At 71.0% G+C, this 14,697-nt stretch carries 11 protein-coding genes and 1 riboswitch; of the genes, 10 read left to right on the forward strand and 1 reads right to left on the reverse strand.

Going from position 1 to position 14,697, the window contains the following annotated elements:
• Positions 1–71: 71 nt before the first annotated feature.
• The 10 genes from IE212_RS16315 (at position 72) to IE212_RS16360 (ending at position 12,064) form a co-directional block, all read left to right on the forward strand.
• Positions 72–1,082: a nucleoside triphosphate pyrophosphohydrolase gene (locus IE212_RS16315; RefSeq protein ID WP_190198557.1), complete on the forward strand. Its 1,011-nt coding sequence runs from the start codon at positions 72–74 to the stop codon at positions 1,080–1,082.
• Between the two features lie 50 nt (positions 1,083–1,132).
• On the forward strand, positions 1,133–2,416 hold the full coding sequence (locus tag IE212_RS16320) for a cytochrome P450 family protein (RefSeq protein ID WP_190198558.1): 1,284 nt from the start codon (positions 1,133–1,135) through the stop codon (positions 2,414–2,416).
• Between the two features lie 141 nt (positions 2,417–2,557).
• Entirely contained in the window at positions 2,558–3,526 is a 969-nt protein-coding gene (locus tag IE212_RS16325; RefSeq protein ID WP_190198559.1) for a LysM peptidoglycan-binding domain-containing protein, read from the forward strand.
• 227 nt (positions 3,527–3,753) lie between these two features.
• A riboswitch (cyclic di-AMP (ydaO/yuaA leader) is annotated at positions 3,754–3,920 on the forward strand.
• Between the two features lie 4 nt (positions 3,921–3,924).
• Complete coding sequence (locus IE212_RS16330) at positions 3,925–4,608, forward strand: LysM peptidoglycan-binding domain-containing protein (RefSeq protein ID WP_190198560.1); 684 nt, start codon at positions 3,925–3,927, stop codon at positions 4,606–4,608.
• Positions 4,609–4,871: 263 nt separating this feature from the next.
• Positions 4,872–6,152 (forward strand): phosphopyruvate hydratase, encoded by a 1,281-nt coding sequence (eno, locus tag IE212_RS16335; protein WP_030242663.1) that lies wholly within the window; start codon positions 4,872–4,874, stop codon positions 6,150–6,152.
• A 125-nt stretch (positions 6,153–6,277) separates the two neighbouring features.
• The gene (locus IE212_RS16340; protein WP_190198561.1) at positions 6,278–6,754 is read left to right on the forward strand and encodes an FtsB family cell division protein; all 477 of its coding nucleotides are present in this window, start codon (positions 6,278–6,280) and stop codon (positions 6,752–6,754) included.
• Positions 6,755–6,802: 48 nt separating this feature from the next.
• Positions 6,803–7,333: a DUF501 domain-containing protein gene (locus IE212_RS16345; RefSeq protein ID WP_190198562.1), complete on the forward strand. Its 531-nt coding sequence runs from the start codon at positions 6,803–6,805 to the stop codon at positions 7,331–7,333.
• Positions 7,330–8,271 carry a Ppx/GppA phosphatase family protein gene (locus IE212_RS16350; protein WP_190198563.1) on the forward strand — a complete coding sequence of 314 codons (942 nt, stop codon included), beginning with the start codon at positions 7,330–7,332 and terminating at the stop codon, positions 8,269–8,271. The genes IE212_RS16345 and IE212_RS16350 overlap by 4 nt, the downstream gene beginning before the upstream one ends.
• Positions 8,272–8,692: 421 nt before the next feature.
• Complete coding sequence (locus IE212_RS16355; protein WP_190198564.1) at positions 8,693–10,081, forward strand: NAD(P)/FAD-dependent oxidoreductase; 1,389 nt, start codon at positions 8,693–8,695, stop codon at positions 10,079–10,081.
• 675 nt (positions 10,082–10,756) lie between these two features.
• On the forward strand, positions 10,757–12,064 hold the full coding sequence (locus IE212_RS16360; protein WP_190198565.1) for a class I SAM-dependent methyltransferase: 1,308 nt from the start codon (positions 10,757–10,759) through the stop codon (positions 12,062–12,064).
• Between the two features lie 69 nt (positions 12,065–12,133).
• On the opposite strand, the gene IE212_RS16365 is transcribed toward IE212_RS16360, so the two are convergent.
• Entirely contained in the window at positions 12,134–14,668 is a 2,535-nt protein-coding gene (locus IE212_RS16365; RefSeq protein ID WP_190198566.1) for an ABC transporter permease, read from the reverse strand.
• Between the last annotated feature and the right edge of the window lie 29 nt (positions 14,669–14,697).

The following is a 14,697-nucleotide window of genomic DNA, read 5'->3' on the forward strand; positions in this document are numbered from 1 at the left end:
GGCCCTGTCCCCCCGGGGCGGCCCTGTGGACGACTCCGGGGGCTGTCGGCGGCGTGGGTTAGTTTCGAACCGTGAACGCCAACAGCCCCGAAGCCACCCCGGGCCCCGACCGGACCGCCCGCCTCGGCCCCGGCCGCATCGTCCTGCTCACCACCAGCCACCGCGTCGCCCCCGGCCTGCTGTCCTGGCCCGCCTGGCAGGCGCTGCGCGCGGCCGACCGGGTGCTGTGCGCGGACGGCGCGCATCCGCAGCTGCCGTACCTGCGCGAGGCGGGGATACCGGTGGACGAGGCGTCCCCGACCGCTCAGGAACTGGTCGGCGCCTGCGCGGGCGGGCGCACGGTGGTCGTCGTGGCGACGGGGGAGGGCGAGCCGGCTCTGACGGACGGCCTGGCCCGCCTCGCCGGCACCGGCCGCGTCGCGATGCCGGAGCTGGAGCTGCTGCCCGCGTCCTACGACCTGCCCGGTGCCCGCCTGCTGGACCTGGTCCAGGTCATGGACCGCATCCGCGCCGAGTGTCCGTGGTCGTCCCAGCAGACCCACAAAGGCCTCGCCAAATACGGCATCGAGGAGGCGTACGAACTCGTCGAGGCGATCGAGGAGGGCGACCGCGACGAACTGCGCGAGGAGCTCGGTGACGTCCTCCTCCAGGTCGTCTTCCACGCCCGGATCGCCGAGGAGGGCCGCCCGGAGGACGGGGAGGAGGCCTTCTCCATCGACGACGTGGCGGCCGGCATCGTCGCCAAGCTGATCCGCCGCCACCCGCACGTCTTCGGCGACGCGACGGCCACCACGCCGGAGGAGGTCAGGGCGCAGTGGCTGCGCACCAAGGCGGTCGAGAAGCAGCGGACCTCGGTCACCGAGGGCATCCCCCTGGGCCAGCCGGGCCTGGCCCTCGCCGCCAAGCTGGCCTCGCGCGCACGCACCGCGCATCTGGACGTACCGCTCCCTCGCGTGGAGGGCGTCGGCTACGACCTGCTGGCCCTGGCGGTCCGCGCCGAGTCGGAGGGCGTGGACCCGGAGGCGGCCCTGAGAGCGGCGGCCCGCGCGTACCGGGACGCGATCCGGGAGGCCGAGGGCTGATCGCGACGGCGGGAGACCGGCGGGCCCCGCGGGGCGGATACCGTCGAGGAGTGACCGACCTGCCCCAGCCGCCCGACCCGTCCGCGCCCGCCCCCGAGCTCTTCACCTGGGAGTTCGCGAGCGACCCGTATCCCGCCTACGCCTGGCTCCGCGACCACGCCCCCGTGCACCGCACCAGGCTTCCCAGCGGTGTGGAGGCCTGGCTGGTCACGCGGTACGCCGACGCCAAGCAGACCCTCGCGGACAACCGGCTGTCCAAGAATCCCGCGCATCACGACGAGCCCGCGCACGCCAAGGGCAAGACCGGTATCCCCGGCGAGCGCAAGGCGGAGCTGATGACGCATCTGCTGAACATCGACCCGCCGGACCACACCCGGCTGCGGCGGCTGGTGTCCAAGGCGTTCACACCCCGGCGGGTCGCCGAGTTCGCGCCCCGGGTGCAGCAGCTCACCGACAGCCTCATCGACGGGTTCGCGGAGAAGGGGTCCGCGGACCTCATCCACGAGTTCGCGTTCCCGCTGCCCATCTACGCCATCTGCGACCTGCTCGGCGTCCCCCGCGAGGACCAGGACGACTTCCGCGACTGGGCGGGCATGATGATCCGTCACCAGGGCGGGCCCCGGGGTGGTGTGGCGCGGTCCGTGAAGAAGATGCGCGGCTACCTCGCCGACCTCATCCACCGCAAGCGGGAGGCGCTGCCCGCCGAACCCGCCCCGGGCGAGGACCTCATCTCCGGGCTCATCCGCGCCTCCGACCACGGTGAGCACCTCACCGAGAACGAGGCCGCCGCCATGGCCTTCATCCTGCTGTTCGCCGGATTCGAAACGACCGTCAACCTCATCGGCAACGGCACCTACGCCCTGCTCACCCACCCCGAGCAGCGCGCGCGGCTCCAGGCGTCCCTCGCCGCCGGGCAGACGGGCCTGCTGGAGACCGGCGTCGAGGAACTGCTCCGCTTCGACGGTCCCGTGGAGCTCGCCACGTGGCGCTTCGCCACCCAGCCGCTCACCATCGGCGGGCAGCGCATCGAACCCGGCGATCCGGTCCTCGTCGTCCTGGCCGCCGCCGACCGGGACCCGGAGCGGTTCGCCGATCCGGACGTGCTCGACCTCGCCCGCCGCGACAACCAGCACCTCGGTTACGGGCACGGCATCCACTACTGCCTCGGCGCGCCGCTCGCCCGTCTGGAGGGGCAGACCGCGCTGGCCACGCTCCTCACCCGTCTCCCCGACCTGCGGCTCGCGGCCGATCCGGCCGAGCTGAGGTGGCGCGGCGGTCTCATCATGCGCGGTCTGCGCACCCTGCCGGTGGAGTTCGCACCGGCCGGCGGGTGACGAAACATCAGGACTGTGATCTTCACGTGATCTACGCGGCATTAACTTGTGACAAGTGATCGTCTGCCGATACGTTCACCCATCAATACGGCCCGGGCGTTGCCCCGTGTCGGTCACTGCTGTCTCGCGAAAGGTTTCCGCATGCTCTCCGGGAACGGTCGGCACCGTCGCCCCCGCCAGGCTCCGGCTCTCCTCGTCGCGGCCGGAGTGACCGGCTCCGCCATCGCGATCCCGCTCCTCGGGGCCTCCGGCGCGAGCGCGGCCGACGGCACGACCTGGGACCGGGTCGCGGACTGCGAGACCGGCGGCGCCTGGAGCCAGAACAGCGGCAACGGCTACTTCGGCGGCCTGGCGCTGTCCCAGGAGAACTGGGAGAACCACGGCGGCCTGGACTACGCCCCGAGCGCCGATCTGGCCAGTCGCTCGCAGCAGATAGCCGTGGCCGAGAGAATTCTCGCCGACCAGGGGGTCGGCGCCTGGCGCACCTGCGGGCTGCTCTCCGGTCTCGAGCAGGACAAGGGGTCGGACGCATCGGGGTCATCCGACTCGTCCGACTCTTCCGGTTCGTCTGATTCGACGGACTCACCCGGATTGCTCGGCACGTCCGAGTCGTCCCCTTCCGCTGACTCTTCCCCGTCGCCGTCTGACACGTCGTCCACAGAGGATCAAAGCGACAATTCAGCCAAGTCGCCCGAGTCTGCCGATTCCGCCTCGCGGGACCAGCAGTCCGGTGGCGCCCGGTCGGGCGGCTCCGGGAGCGACGAGCCCGGCAACTCGCGGCAGGGTGGCGAGTCCACGTCGCCCGCCGGCACCGGCTCCGGCCGTCACCGCGGCCCCAGTGCCGACGAGAACGCCGGGTCCGCGAGCGGCCGTACGAACGAGTCCGCGGGCCGGCACGCCTCGCGCGGCGACGGCGCTTCCCGCGACGCGGGAGACGGCTCGTACGTCGTGCGCTCCGGTGACAGCCTTTCCGCCATCGCCGACTCCCTTGACCTCAGCGGTGGATGGCGCGCGCTCTACGTCGGCAACAGGGAGGCCGTCGGCCTCGATCCGAACCTCATCCGCCCCGGCCAGAGGCTCACGGTAGAGGGCGACGCGGACCAGGAGTAGCCGGCGGGGGGCGCGGAAACAGCGGCGGAAGTCCCCCCGAAACCGGGCGATTTCAGGCCACGATTCGCGCCCAATGTCCCGAATGGGTGCGGTGAGAGATAGATCTCAGAAGACCCGATCGGCTTTGAAATTCGACGGATCGCGTGCCTACGGTCATGACCGCTCGCCACCGCGAGCCCCGGCTGCCGCAACGCCGAATCCTGCCAGCGGCCGCACGGGAACAGTCGTCGCGTCAAGCGCCGTAGGCAGGAGCGGGGGACCCAAGGTAGGTGCCCGACCGGCCGGTTGTGCCGGAAGGGCTTGGGGTGAAGCCGCGTCCCGGGAGGGGCGCGGCCGGGCAACTCAACCGGCCCGAACCCGACAGCTCACCTCGCAGGCGTCGGTGAGGGGATCCATCCATGCTGTTTTCCAGCAAGGGCAAGCACCGCCGTCCGTCCAAGGCCACCCGTGCCATCGCCGTCGCCGGGGTCGCCGGCGCCGCCGTCGCCGCCCCGCTGATGGCGGCCGGCAACGCCTCCGCCGCCACCACCTCCGAGTGGGACGCCGTGGCCCAGTGCGAGTCCGGCGGCAACTGGTCCATCAACACGGGCAACGGCTACTACGGCGGTCTGCAGTTCTCCGCCTCCACCTGGTCCGGCTACGGCGGCACCCAGTACGCCTCCACCGCCGACCAGGCCACCAAGGCGCAGCAGATCGAGATCGCCGAGAAGGTCCTCGCGAGCCAGGGCAAGGGTGCCTGGCCGGTCTGCGGCAAGGGCCTGTCGAGCGCCGGCTCCACCGGCGGCTCCGCCAGCGACTCGGACAGCTCCACCCAGCAGAGCACCGAGACCCGCGAGACCCAGCAGCAGCCGGCCTCCCGCTCCGACGAGCGCCCGGCCGCCAAGAAGACCGTCACCACCCCCACCGGTGAGAAGGTCGAGAAGGGCGACGGCGAGTACAAGGTCGTCGAGGGCGACACCCTCAGCTCCATCGCCGCCGAGGAGAAGGTCGAGGGCGGCTGGGAGAAGCTCCACCAGCTGAACGAGGACATCATCGAGGACGCCAACCTCATCTACCCGGGCCAGCAGCTGCACCTGAAGTAAGCAGCGCCCCGCCCCGTCCCCACGGGCTCCCCGCTCCGGTGCGTGTTCCCCCGTACGCGCCGGAGCGGGGTTTTTTCTGCCGGTCTTGGCATCCTTGCTTTGTTCCGTTCGGAAACAATTTACTCTCGGTTCTGTCCATGGGGTGGGCGACCCGGTGGCCGATCGCCCCGAGCCGGTTAGGCTCATGTCGCGAGCCACCGGCCCGCACCCCGCGGGGCCCGAGCGGCCCGCGTACCACGCGTCACACCAAGAAGGAGATGCTCGTGCCGTCCATCGACGTCGTCGTAGCCCGGGAAATCCTGGACTCCCGAGGCAACCCCACGGTCGAGGTCGAGGTCGGCCTCGACGACGGCAGCACCGGTCGTGCCGCCGTCCCGTCCGGCGCCTCCACGGGCGCCTTCGAGGCCATCGAGCTCCGCGACGGCGACTCGAACCGCTACCTCGGCAAGGGTGTGGAGAAGGCCGTCCTCGCGGTCATCGAGCAGATCGGCCCGGAGCTCGTCGGCTACGACGCCACCGAGCAGCGCCTGATCGACCAGGCCATGTTCGACCTGGACGCCACCGACAACAAGGGCTCCCTCGGCGCCAACGCCATCCTCGGCGTCTCCCTCGCCGTCGCCCACGCCGCCTCCGAGGCCAGCGACCTGCCGCTGTTCCGCTACCTGGGCGGCCCGAACGCGCACCTGCTGCCGGTGCCGATGATGAACATCCTGAACGGCGGCTCGCACGCCGACTCCAACGTGGACATCCAGGAGTTCATGATCGCCCCGATCGGCGCGGAGTCCTTCTCCGAGGCCCTGCGCTGGGGCGCCGAGGTCTACCACACCCTGAAGAAGGTCCTGAAGAGCAAGGGCCTGGCCACCGGCCTCGGCGACGAGGGTGGTTTCGCCCCGAACCTGGGCTCCAACCGCGAGGCCCTCGACCTCATCCTCGAGGCCATCAAGGAAGCCGGCTACACCCCGGGCGAGCAGATCGCCCTCGCCCTCGACGTCGCCGCGTCCGAGTTCTACAAGGACGGCGTCTACACCTTCGAGGGCAAGGACCGCTCGGCCGCCGAGATGACCGAGTACTATGCGGAGCTCGTCGACGCGTACCCGCTCGTCTCCATCGAGGACCCGCTGTTCGAGGACGACTGGGAGGGCTGGAAGACCATCACCGACAAGCTCGGTGACAAGGTCCAGCTCGTCGGCGACGACCTGTTCGTCACCAACCCCGAGCGCCTGGCCCGCGGCATCGAGGAGGGTGCGGCCAACGCCCTGCTGGTCAAGGTCAACCAGATCGGTTCGCTCACCGAGACCCTCGACGCCGTCGAGCTGGCCCAGCGCAACGGCTTCAAGTGCATGATGTCCCACCGCTCCGGCGAGACCGAGGACGTCACCATCGCCGACCTGGCCGTCGCCACCAACTGCGGCCAGATCAAGACCGGCGCCCCGGCCCGCTCCGAGCGCGTCGCCAAGTACAACCAGCTGCTGCGCATCGAGGAGATCCTCGACGACGCGGCGGTGTACGCCGGACGCAGCGCGTTCCCGCGCTTCAAGGGCTGACCCGGCCCGCGAGAGGCAGCGTCGTACGTACGTCCCCGTACTCGGTCCCGTACCGTGTGCGGGGACGTACGCGCACAGGACGGCGGCGTGCGCGCACAGGACGGTGGAGCGGGAGGCGGACAGACATGGCCGTGAAGGACCGGGACCGGTTCTCCACCGCGACCAGGATCCGGCTGCTCGGCGAGCAGACCGCGGCCCGGGTCTACCGTTCCCAGACCCGGCGCCAGGCCCGCCGCTCCCGGCTCACCGGCCGGGCCGCGCTGCTCGCCCTGGTGATGTGCTCGCTGATCGTCGCGCTGGCCTACCCGATGCGGGAGTACGTCTCCCAGCGCGCCGAGATCGACGACCTGCGTCAGGAGCAGCAGGAGGCCCGGCAGCGCGTGGAACGGCTGCGTGACCAGAAGGCGCGCTGGCAGGACGACGCGTACGCCGAGCAGCAGGTCCGGCAGCGGTTGCACTACGTCATGCCCGGGGAGACGGGATTCATCGTCGTCGACCCGCACGCGGCGAAGCAGTCGCGCACCGACCTCGGGGCGGCCGACCGCCCCTGGTACTCCAACGTCTGGGACGGCGTCGACAAGTCCGACGCCTCCGGCCAGTGATCCGACCTCCCAGCCAGTGATCCCGAGAAAGACAGCCTGAACACAGTCATGGAAACGCCCCCGCCGACCACTTCGCGCACCGAGCCCACCGACGCGGACGTCGAGGCCTTCAAACAGCAGCTCGGTCGGCCCCCGCGCGGGCTGCGCGCGATCGCGCACCGGTGCCCGTGCGGGCAGCCGGACGTCGTCGAGACGGCACCGCGGCTGCCGGACGGGACGCCGTTCCCGACGCTGTACTACCTGACGTGCCCGAAGGCCAACTCGGCGATCGGCACGCTGGAGGCGAACGGCGTGATGAAGGAGATGACCGAGCGGCTCGCCTCGGACCCGGAGCTGGCGGCGGCGTACCGGGCGGCGCACGAGGACTACATCAGGCGCCGGGACGAGATCGAGGAACTCAGGAACTTCCCCAGCGCGGGCGGCATGCCCGACCGGGTGAAGTGCCTGCACGTGCTGGTGGCGCACTCGCTGGCCGCGGGGCCGGGGGTGAACCCGCTGGGAGACGAGGCGCTGGCCATGCTGCCGGAGTGGTGGCTCAAGGGCGCGTGCGTGACGACCGCAGAGGAGGCCGCCCAGTGACCCGTGTGGCCGCCGTGGACTGCGGTACGAACTCCATCCGCCTCCTGGTCGCCGATGCCGACCCCGTCACCGGTGAGCTGGTCGACCTGGACCGCAGGATGACGATCGTGCGGCTCGGGCAGGGCGTCGACCGCACCGGCCGGCTCGCCCCCGAGGCGCTCGAGCGGACCTTCGCGGCGTGCCGCGAGTACGCCGGGATCATCAAGGAGCACGGGGCGGAGCGGCTGCGGTTCGTCGCGACCTCCGCCTCCCGGGACGCCGAGAACCGGGACGAGTTCGTGCGCGGCGTGCTGGACATCCTGGGCGTCGAGCCTGAGGTGATCTCCGGGGACCAGGAGGCCGAGTTCTCCTTCACCGGCGCCACCAGGGAGCTCGCCGGGGGCGACCACCTCCCCAAGCCCTACCTGGTGGTGGACATCGGCGGCGGCTCGACCGAGTTCGTCGTCGGGGACGACCGGGTCCGCGCGGCGCGCTCGGTGGACATCGGCTGTGTCCGCATGACCGAGCGGCACCTGGTCCGGGACGGCGTGGTGAGCGACCCGCCGTCCGAGGATCGGATCGCGGCGATGCGGGCCGACATCGAGGCCGCCCTCGACCTCGCCGAGCAGACGGTCCCGCTGCGCGAGGCCCGCACGCTGGTCGGCCTGGCCGGATCGGTGACGACCGTGTCGGCGATCGCCCAGGAGCTGCCCGAGTACGACTCGGAGGCCATCCACCACTCCCGCGTCTCCCACGACCGGGTCCGCGAGATCACCGAGTGGCTGCTGCGCTCCACGCACGCCGAGCGCGCGGCCGTGCCCTCCATGCATCCGGGCCGGGTCGACGTGATCGGGGCGGGAGCCCTCGTACTGCTGTCGATCATGGAGCGGATCGGTGCGGAGGAGGTCGTGGTGAGCGAGCACGACATCCTTGACGGCATCGCGTGGTCGGTGGCGTGAGCCGCTTCTGAGCAGGCATGGATCACGGATGAGCGCGTCCGGGGGCTCCGATCGGGGCCCCCGGCGAGGGTCCGCCGGGAAAGTTCGTGAAGTTCTTCACAAGGAATTCGGCACTCCCGGGCGACTTCAAGGGCCCGGTTGACCCGTCTGGGGGCCCAACGGGCCCTTGAACATGTTCAGAAGCGTGATAAGGAGGTGTGGGGGAAGGGGGCCGGGGAGGGCCCCCGGGGGTACCTCACGGAGCCCCCTCGGACCCAGAGAGGCAGCTCACGCGGCATTGACAACGGTCAAGGGTGCACAAACGAGCCCCGTTGTCACCATGACATGGATCACGCGGGCGGCGGAGGATAGCACACACCCCGTCGGAGCTTGTGAAGGGGCGCACGAGCCACCCCCCTGTGGCGGGTGGATACTCGATGGCATGAGCACCACGGAGCGTCCCAGGATCCTCGTAGTAGGCGGTGGGTACGTAGGCCTGTACGCAGCTCGGCGCATCCTCAAGAAGATGCGTTACGGCGAGGCGACCGTCACGGTCGTCGACCCCCGGTCGTACATGACCTACCAGCCCTTCCTCCCGGAAGCCGCCGCCGGCAACATCTCCCCGCGTCACGTCGTCGTCCCGCTGCGACGCGTGCTGCCCAAGGCGGAGGTTCTCACCGGCCGGGTCACCACCATCGACCAGGACCGCAAGGTCGCCACGATCTCCCCGCTGGTCGGTGAGGCGTACGAGCTGCCCTTCGACTACCTGGTCGTCGCGCTCGGCGCGGTCTCCCGCACCTTCCCGATCCCCGGCCTCGCCGAGCAGGGCATCGGCATGAAGGGCATCGAGGAGGCCATCGGCCTGCGCAACCACGTCCTCGAGCAGCTCGACAAGGCCGACTCGACCACGGACGAGGACATCCGCCGCAAGGCCCTCACCTTCGTCTTCGTGGGCGGCGGGTTCGCCGGTGCGGAGACCATCGGCGAGGTCGAGGACATGGCCCGCGACGCGGCGAAGTACTACAAGAACGTGTCCCGTGAGGACATGCGCTTCATCCTCGTCGACGCCGCCGACAAGATCCTCCCCGAGGTGGGCCCCAAGCTCGGCAAGTACGGCAAGGAGCACCTCGAGGGCCGCGGTGTCGAGGTCTACCTCTCCACCTCCATGGACTCCTGCGTCGACGGCCACGTGGTGCTGAAGAACGGCCTCGAGGTCGACTCCAACACGATCGTCTGGACCGCCGGCGTCAAGCCCAACCCGGTCCTGTCCCGCTACGGCCTGCCCCTCGGGCCCCGCGGCCACGTCGACTGCGCGCCGACGCTCCAGGTCCAGGGCACCGACTACATCTGGGCCGCCGGCGACAACGCCCAGGTGCCCGACCTCGCCGCCCGCAAGGCCGGCAACGAGAACGCCTGGTGCCCGCCGAACGCCCAGCACGCGCTGCGTCAGGCCCGGGTCCTCGGTGACAACGTGCTCTCCGGGATGCGCGGCTTCCCGCAGAAGGGCTACGCGCACGCCAACAAGGGCGCGGTGGCCGGCCTCGGCCTCCACAAGGGCGTCGCGATGATCGTCATGGGCAAGATGAAGATCAAGCTCAAGGGCCGTCTCGCCTGGTACATGCACCGTGGCTACCACGGTCTGGCGATGCCGACCTGGAACCGCAAGATCCGCGTCTTCGCCGACTGGACGCTCGGCATGTTCCTCAAGCGCGAGGTCGTCTCGCTCGGCGCGATCGAGACGCCGCGCGAGGAGTTCTACGAGGCCGCCAAGCCGGCCCCGGTCGCCTCCGCGCCGAAGGAGAAGACCGAGCAGAAGGCCAAGGCCTCCTGACCTCCGGTCCGTTCCCGGCCTGACCGAAGGGCCTCCCGCCATCCGTGGTGCGGGGGGCCCTTCGGGGTTTTCCGAGACCGGTCCTGGCTGCGAGCGCGGCCACCGAGTCACTTCCCGGAGTGTCGGGGCCGGGGCTTGCGAGGGGGCAGTCGCCGCTGGTGGCCGGGCGGAGTGCTCCCGGGGGCCGCAGGACGGGAGCGGGGGCGGCGGCCCCGCCGTGGTGAGGCGTGCGGGTTTTGTCGGGGCTCGGGGGCGGACTCTCGTCGGGCCGCAAGGGGGGCACAGTCCCTGCCGTGGGCCGTGGGCCGTGGGCCGTGGGCCGTGGGCCGTGGGCCGTGGGCCGTGGGCCATGGACCTGGGAACCGGGGCGGCCAGTCGCGGAGTCCCGTCGGAGGCGGGGGGCACGGGCTGGGGCCGGCGGTGGCTCCACCGCGGTCCGGGGGGCGGGACCCGACAGGGATGCCGGGGCAGGGGATGGAGGCCCCCCAGTTCGGGGCCAAAGGCCCGAGCCGAGGGGCGGCTCACGACCGGCCGAGTCAGGTGGGCCGTGGGCGAAAGGGGCGAATGGCGGGCCGTTTTGCCCATACATGACGCGTGCCGGGGACTGCGCCAGGGCCCCGCAGGTGTTTACGTGGTGTCGGACATTCCGGGATCCTCGTCATGGAGGTGTACACCATGGCAGACGCCGCGCCGCGGCTGCAGGGCCTCTTCGCACAGTTGCTCGGAGCACCGCTCCCGGTGCGCATCCACGCCTGGGACGGTTCGCAGGCGGGCCCGCCGGGCGCGCCGACCCTGGTCGTGCGCAACCGACGCGCCCTGCGCCGCCTGCTGTGGAAGCCGGGCGAACTCGGCCTGGCCCGTGCCTGGGTGGCGGGCGACCTAGACATCGAGGGCGACCTCTACACCACCCTCGACCTGCTCGCCGGTCACATCTGGGAGCGCGGCGAGGACGCCCGCACCCTCACCCAGGCCCTGCGCGACCCCGAGGTCCGCTCCGCCGTACGCGGCCTCGTCAAGCTCGCCGGAGTCCCGCTGCCGCCCGCCCCGCCCGGCGAGGAGGCCCGCAGCCCCCGCCGCCATCTGCACACCAGACGCAGCGACAGACGGGCCATCAGCCACCACTACGACGTCGGCAACGACTTCTACGAGATCGTCCTCGGCCCGTCCATGGTGTACTCCTGCGCCTACTGGCCCACCCCCGACAGCACACTCGAACAGGCCCAGCACGACAAGCTGGAACTCGTCAGCCGCAAGCTCGGCCTGAAGCCCGGTCAGCGGCTCCTCGACGTCGGCTGCGGCTGGGGCTCGATGGCCGTCCACGCCGCCCGCGAGCACGGCGTGAGCGTCGTCGGCGTCACGCTCTCCCAGGAGCAGGCCGCCTACGCCCGCAAGCGCGTCGCCGACGAGGGCCTCACCGACAAGGTCGAGATCCGTGTCCAGGACTACCGCGACGTACGCGACGGGCCCTACGACGCCGTCTCCTCCATCGGCATGGCCGAACACGTGGGCGCCGAGCGGTACCTGGACTACGCCACCGACCTGCACACGCTCCTGAAGCCCGGCGGGCGGCTGCTCAACCACCAGATCGCCCGCCGCCCGCAGCGGGACGAGGCGTCCTACAGCATCGACGCGTTCATCGACTCCTACGTCTTCCCCGACGGCGAGCTCCAGCCCGTGGGCATCACCGTCACCCAGCTGGAGCGCGCCGGCTTCGAGGTACGCGACGTCGAGTCGATCCGCGAGCACTACGCCCTCACCCTGCGCCAGTGGGTCGCCCGCCTGGAGGCCGACTGGAAGCGTGCCGTCCAGCTCACCAGCCCCGGCCGCGCCCGCGTCTGGCGCCTCTACATGGCCGCCTCGGCACTCGCCTTCGAACGCAACCGGATCGGCGTCAACCAGGTCCTGGCCGTGCGGACCCCCGAGTCCGGGGCGTCGGGCATGCCGCTGCGCCCCCGCGAGTGGACCGAGTCCGAGCACCGTTGATCCGGACGCGAGCCGAAGGGCCGGACTCCCCGTCGTGGGAAGCCCGGCCCTTCGCCGTGGCGGGAGTGCTCACTCCGCCTTGATCGCGTTCAGCATGTTCAGCCTCGCCGCGTTGCGGGCCGGCCACAGCGCCGCGAGGACGCCCACCAGGCCGGCCAGCACCAGGAAGATCCCGATCCGGTCCCAGGGCAGGACCAGCGCGTAGCCCGGGATCTTGTCCGCGAAGGTCTCACCGACCGCCCAGCCGAGGAACGAGCCCAGACCGATGCCGACCGTCGCGCCGAACACCGAGATGACCACGGCTTCCAGCCGGACCATCCGCTTCACCCGGCGCCGGTCGAGACCGATCGCGCGCAGCATGCCGATCTCCTGCTGCCGTTCGAAGACCGACATGGCAAGGGTGTTGACGACCCCCAGCACGGCGATGATCAGGGCCATCGCCAGCAGGCCGTACATGATGTTCAGCAGTGTGTTGATGACGCCGCCGAACTCGTCGCGGATGTCCTGCCGGTCCATGACGGTGATCGCGGGGTTGTCGCCCAGCGCGTCGATGAGGGCCTTCTCGTTCGCCGGGGACTGGCCGCCGTCCACCTTCACGAAGATCTGCTGGATGGACGGCCGCGTCTCGTGCGGGTTCACGACCTTCGTGTCGACGAGGACGGGGGAGAGGAACTCGCTGTCCTTGTAGACGGCGCCGACCTCGAGCGTGCCCTTCTTCTCGTCGTCGAAGGTGACGGGGACCGTGTCGCCGGGCTTCCAGCCCTTGCTCCTGGCCGTCTTCTCGGCGACCGCGATCCGTCCCTCGGCGAGCGAGCCGATGTCGCCACTGACGACGTCGACGTTCAGGACCTTCTCGATGTCGCCCGGAGTCACCGCCGAAGCGGACACGAAGTCCTCGTCACCGGTCTCGAAGTAGACGCTCTGCTGCGGCGAGACCGCCGAGACGCCCTTGGCCTTCTCCAGCGCCGTCAGCGCGGACGGATCGAGGCCCAGGCCGTTCGCCATCGAGACCATGTAGTCGGCCTTGATGTTGTCCGTGGTCATCTTGTCGATGGCCGTGCCCACCGTGACGCCGAGCACCGACAGGCCGGTCACCAGCGTCAGTCCGATCGCCAGCGCCGAGGCGGTGGCCCCGGTACGGCGCGGGTTGCGGACCGCGTTCTGGCCGGCCAGCTTGCCCGACACCCCGAAGGGGCCGACGAGCAGCGGACGGACGAGCGCGATCACGGGCCGGGACAGCAGCGGGATCAGGATGATCACACCGATCAGCGCGAGGAACGCGCCCGCCGCGATGTACATCCGGCCGTCGTCACCGCCGGAGGAGGCACCCAGCACGATCCCGGCCGCGCCGAGGGCGGTGATGGCCGCCCCGATGGAGTTGCGCAGCACCAGCGACTTGGTGGTGGCCACCGCGTGGACGCTGTTCATGGCCGCCACCGGCGGGATCTTCGCGGCCCGGCGGCCGGGCAGCCAGGCGGCGAGCATCGTGATCAGCACGCCGACGCCGAGCGCCGCGATCACCGGGGTGGCGGACAGGATCAGCGGACCGCCCGGGATCTTCATCTCGAACGCGGCCATCCCGGACCGCAGACCGACCGCCAGCCCGATGCCGAGGACGAAGCCGATCGCCGAGGCGACCAGGCCCACCAGCGCCGCCTCGGCGAGCACCGAGCGGGTGATCTGCCGGCGCGAGGCGCCGACGGCGCGCATCAGCGCGATCTCCTTGGTGCGCTGGGCGACCAGCATGGTGAAGGTGTTGGAGATCAGGAAGACCCCGACGAACAGCGCGATGCCCGCGAAGCCGAGCAGGACCTGCTTGAGGCTGCCCAGTCCCTGTTCGATCTGCTCGGCCTGCTCGTCCGCGAGCGCCTGGCCGGTCTTCGCCTCGGCGGTGTCCGGCAGCAGCGGCTTGACCGCGTCCAGGATCTTCGCGTCGGACGCACCGGGGGCGGCGGTGACGGTGACGCTCTGGAAGTAGCCGGGCTCGAGGTACTGCTTCTGGGCGACCGCGGTGTCGAAGAGGACCAGGCTGCCGCCGGCGTTCACGGCGCCGTCCTCGGTGGTGAACACGCCGCTGAGGGTGTACTCCTTCACCGGCCCGTTCGTGGCGACCCGGACCCGGTCGCCGACCCGGTACTCGCCCTTGGCCGCGGACTCCTTGTCCAGGGCGATCTGATCGTCCTTCACCGGGCCCGAGCCGTCGGTGAACGTGTAGGCGGGGTCCTTGCCGTCCTTGCCGGGGGCGAAGTTGGAGCCCTTGTTGGACCAGCCGACGCCGATCAGCTTCCCGTCGGGGTCGGCGACCCCGGCGAAGCCGTCGACCCGGCCGTACGCGGCGTCGACCCCGTCCACCGCGGCGATTGCGTCGAGGGTCTTCCGGGAGAGACCGGGCTCCTTCTTGGCGTCGTCCGGGTCGGCGTACGAGGTGATGGCGACGGCGACGTCGTCGTAGCTCTTCGCCGACTGGTTGCGGAAGGCGTTGGAGAGGGTGTCGGCGAAGACCAGGGTGCCGGAGACGAATGCCACGCCGAGCATCACGGCGAGCACGGTCATCAGGAGCCGGGCCTTGTGCGCGAGCACGTTGCGCAAGGCGGTACGGAACATGGGTTCTTCTTCTCAGTCCTGTCGGTCCT

It is taken from the genome of Streptomyces djakartensis (genome assembly GCF_014651075.1).
GTDB classification, from domain to species: domain Bacteria; phylum Actinomycetota; class Actinomycetes; order Streptomycetales; family Streptomycetaceae; genus Streptomyces; species Streptomyces djakartensis.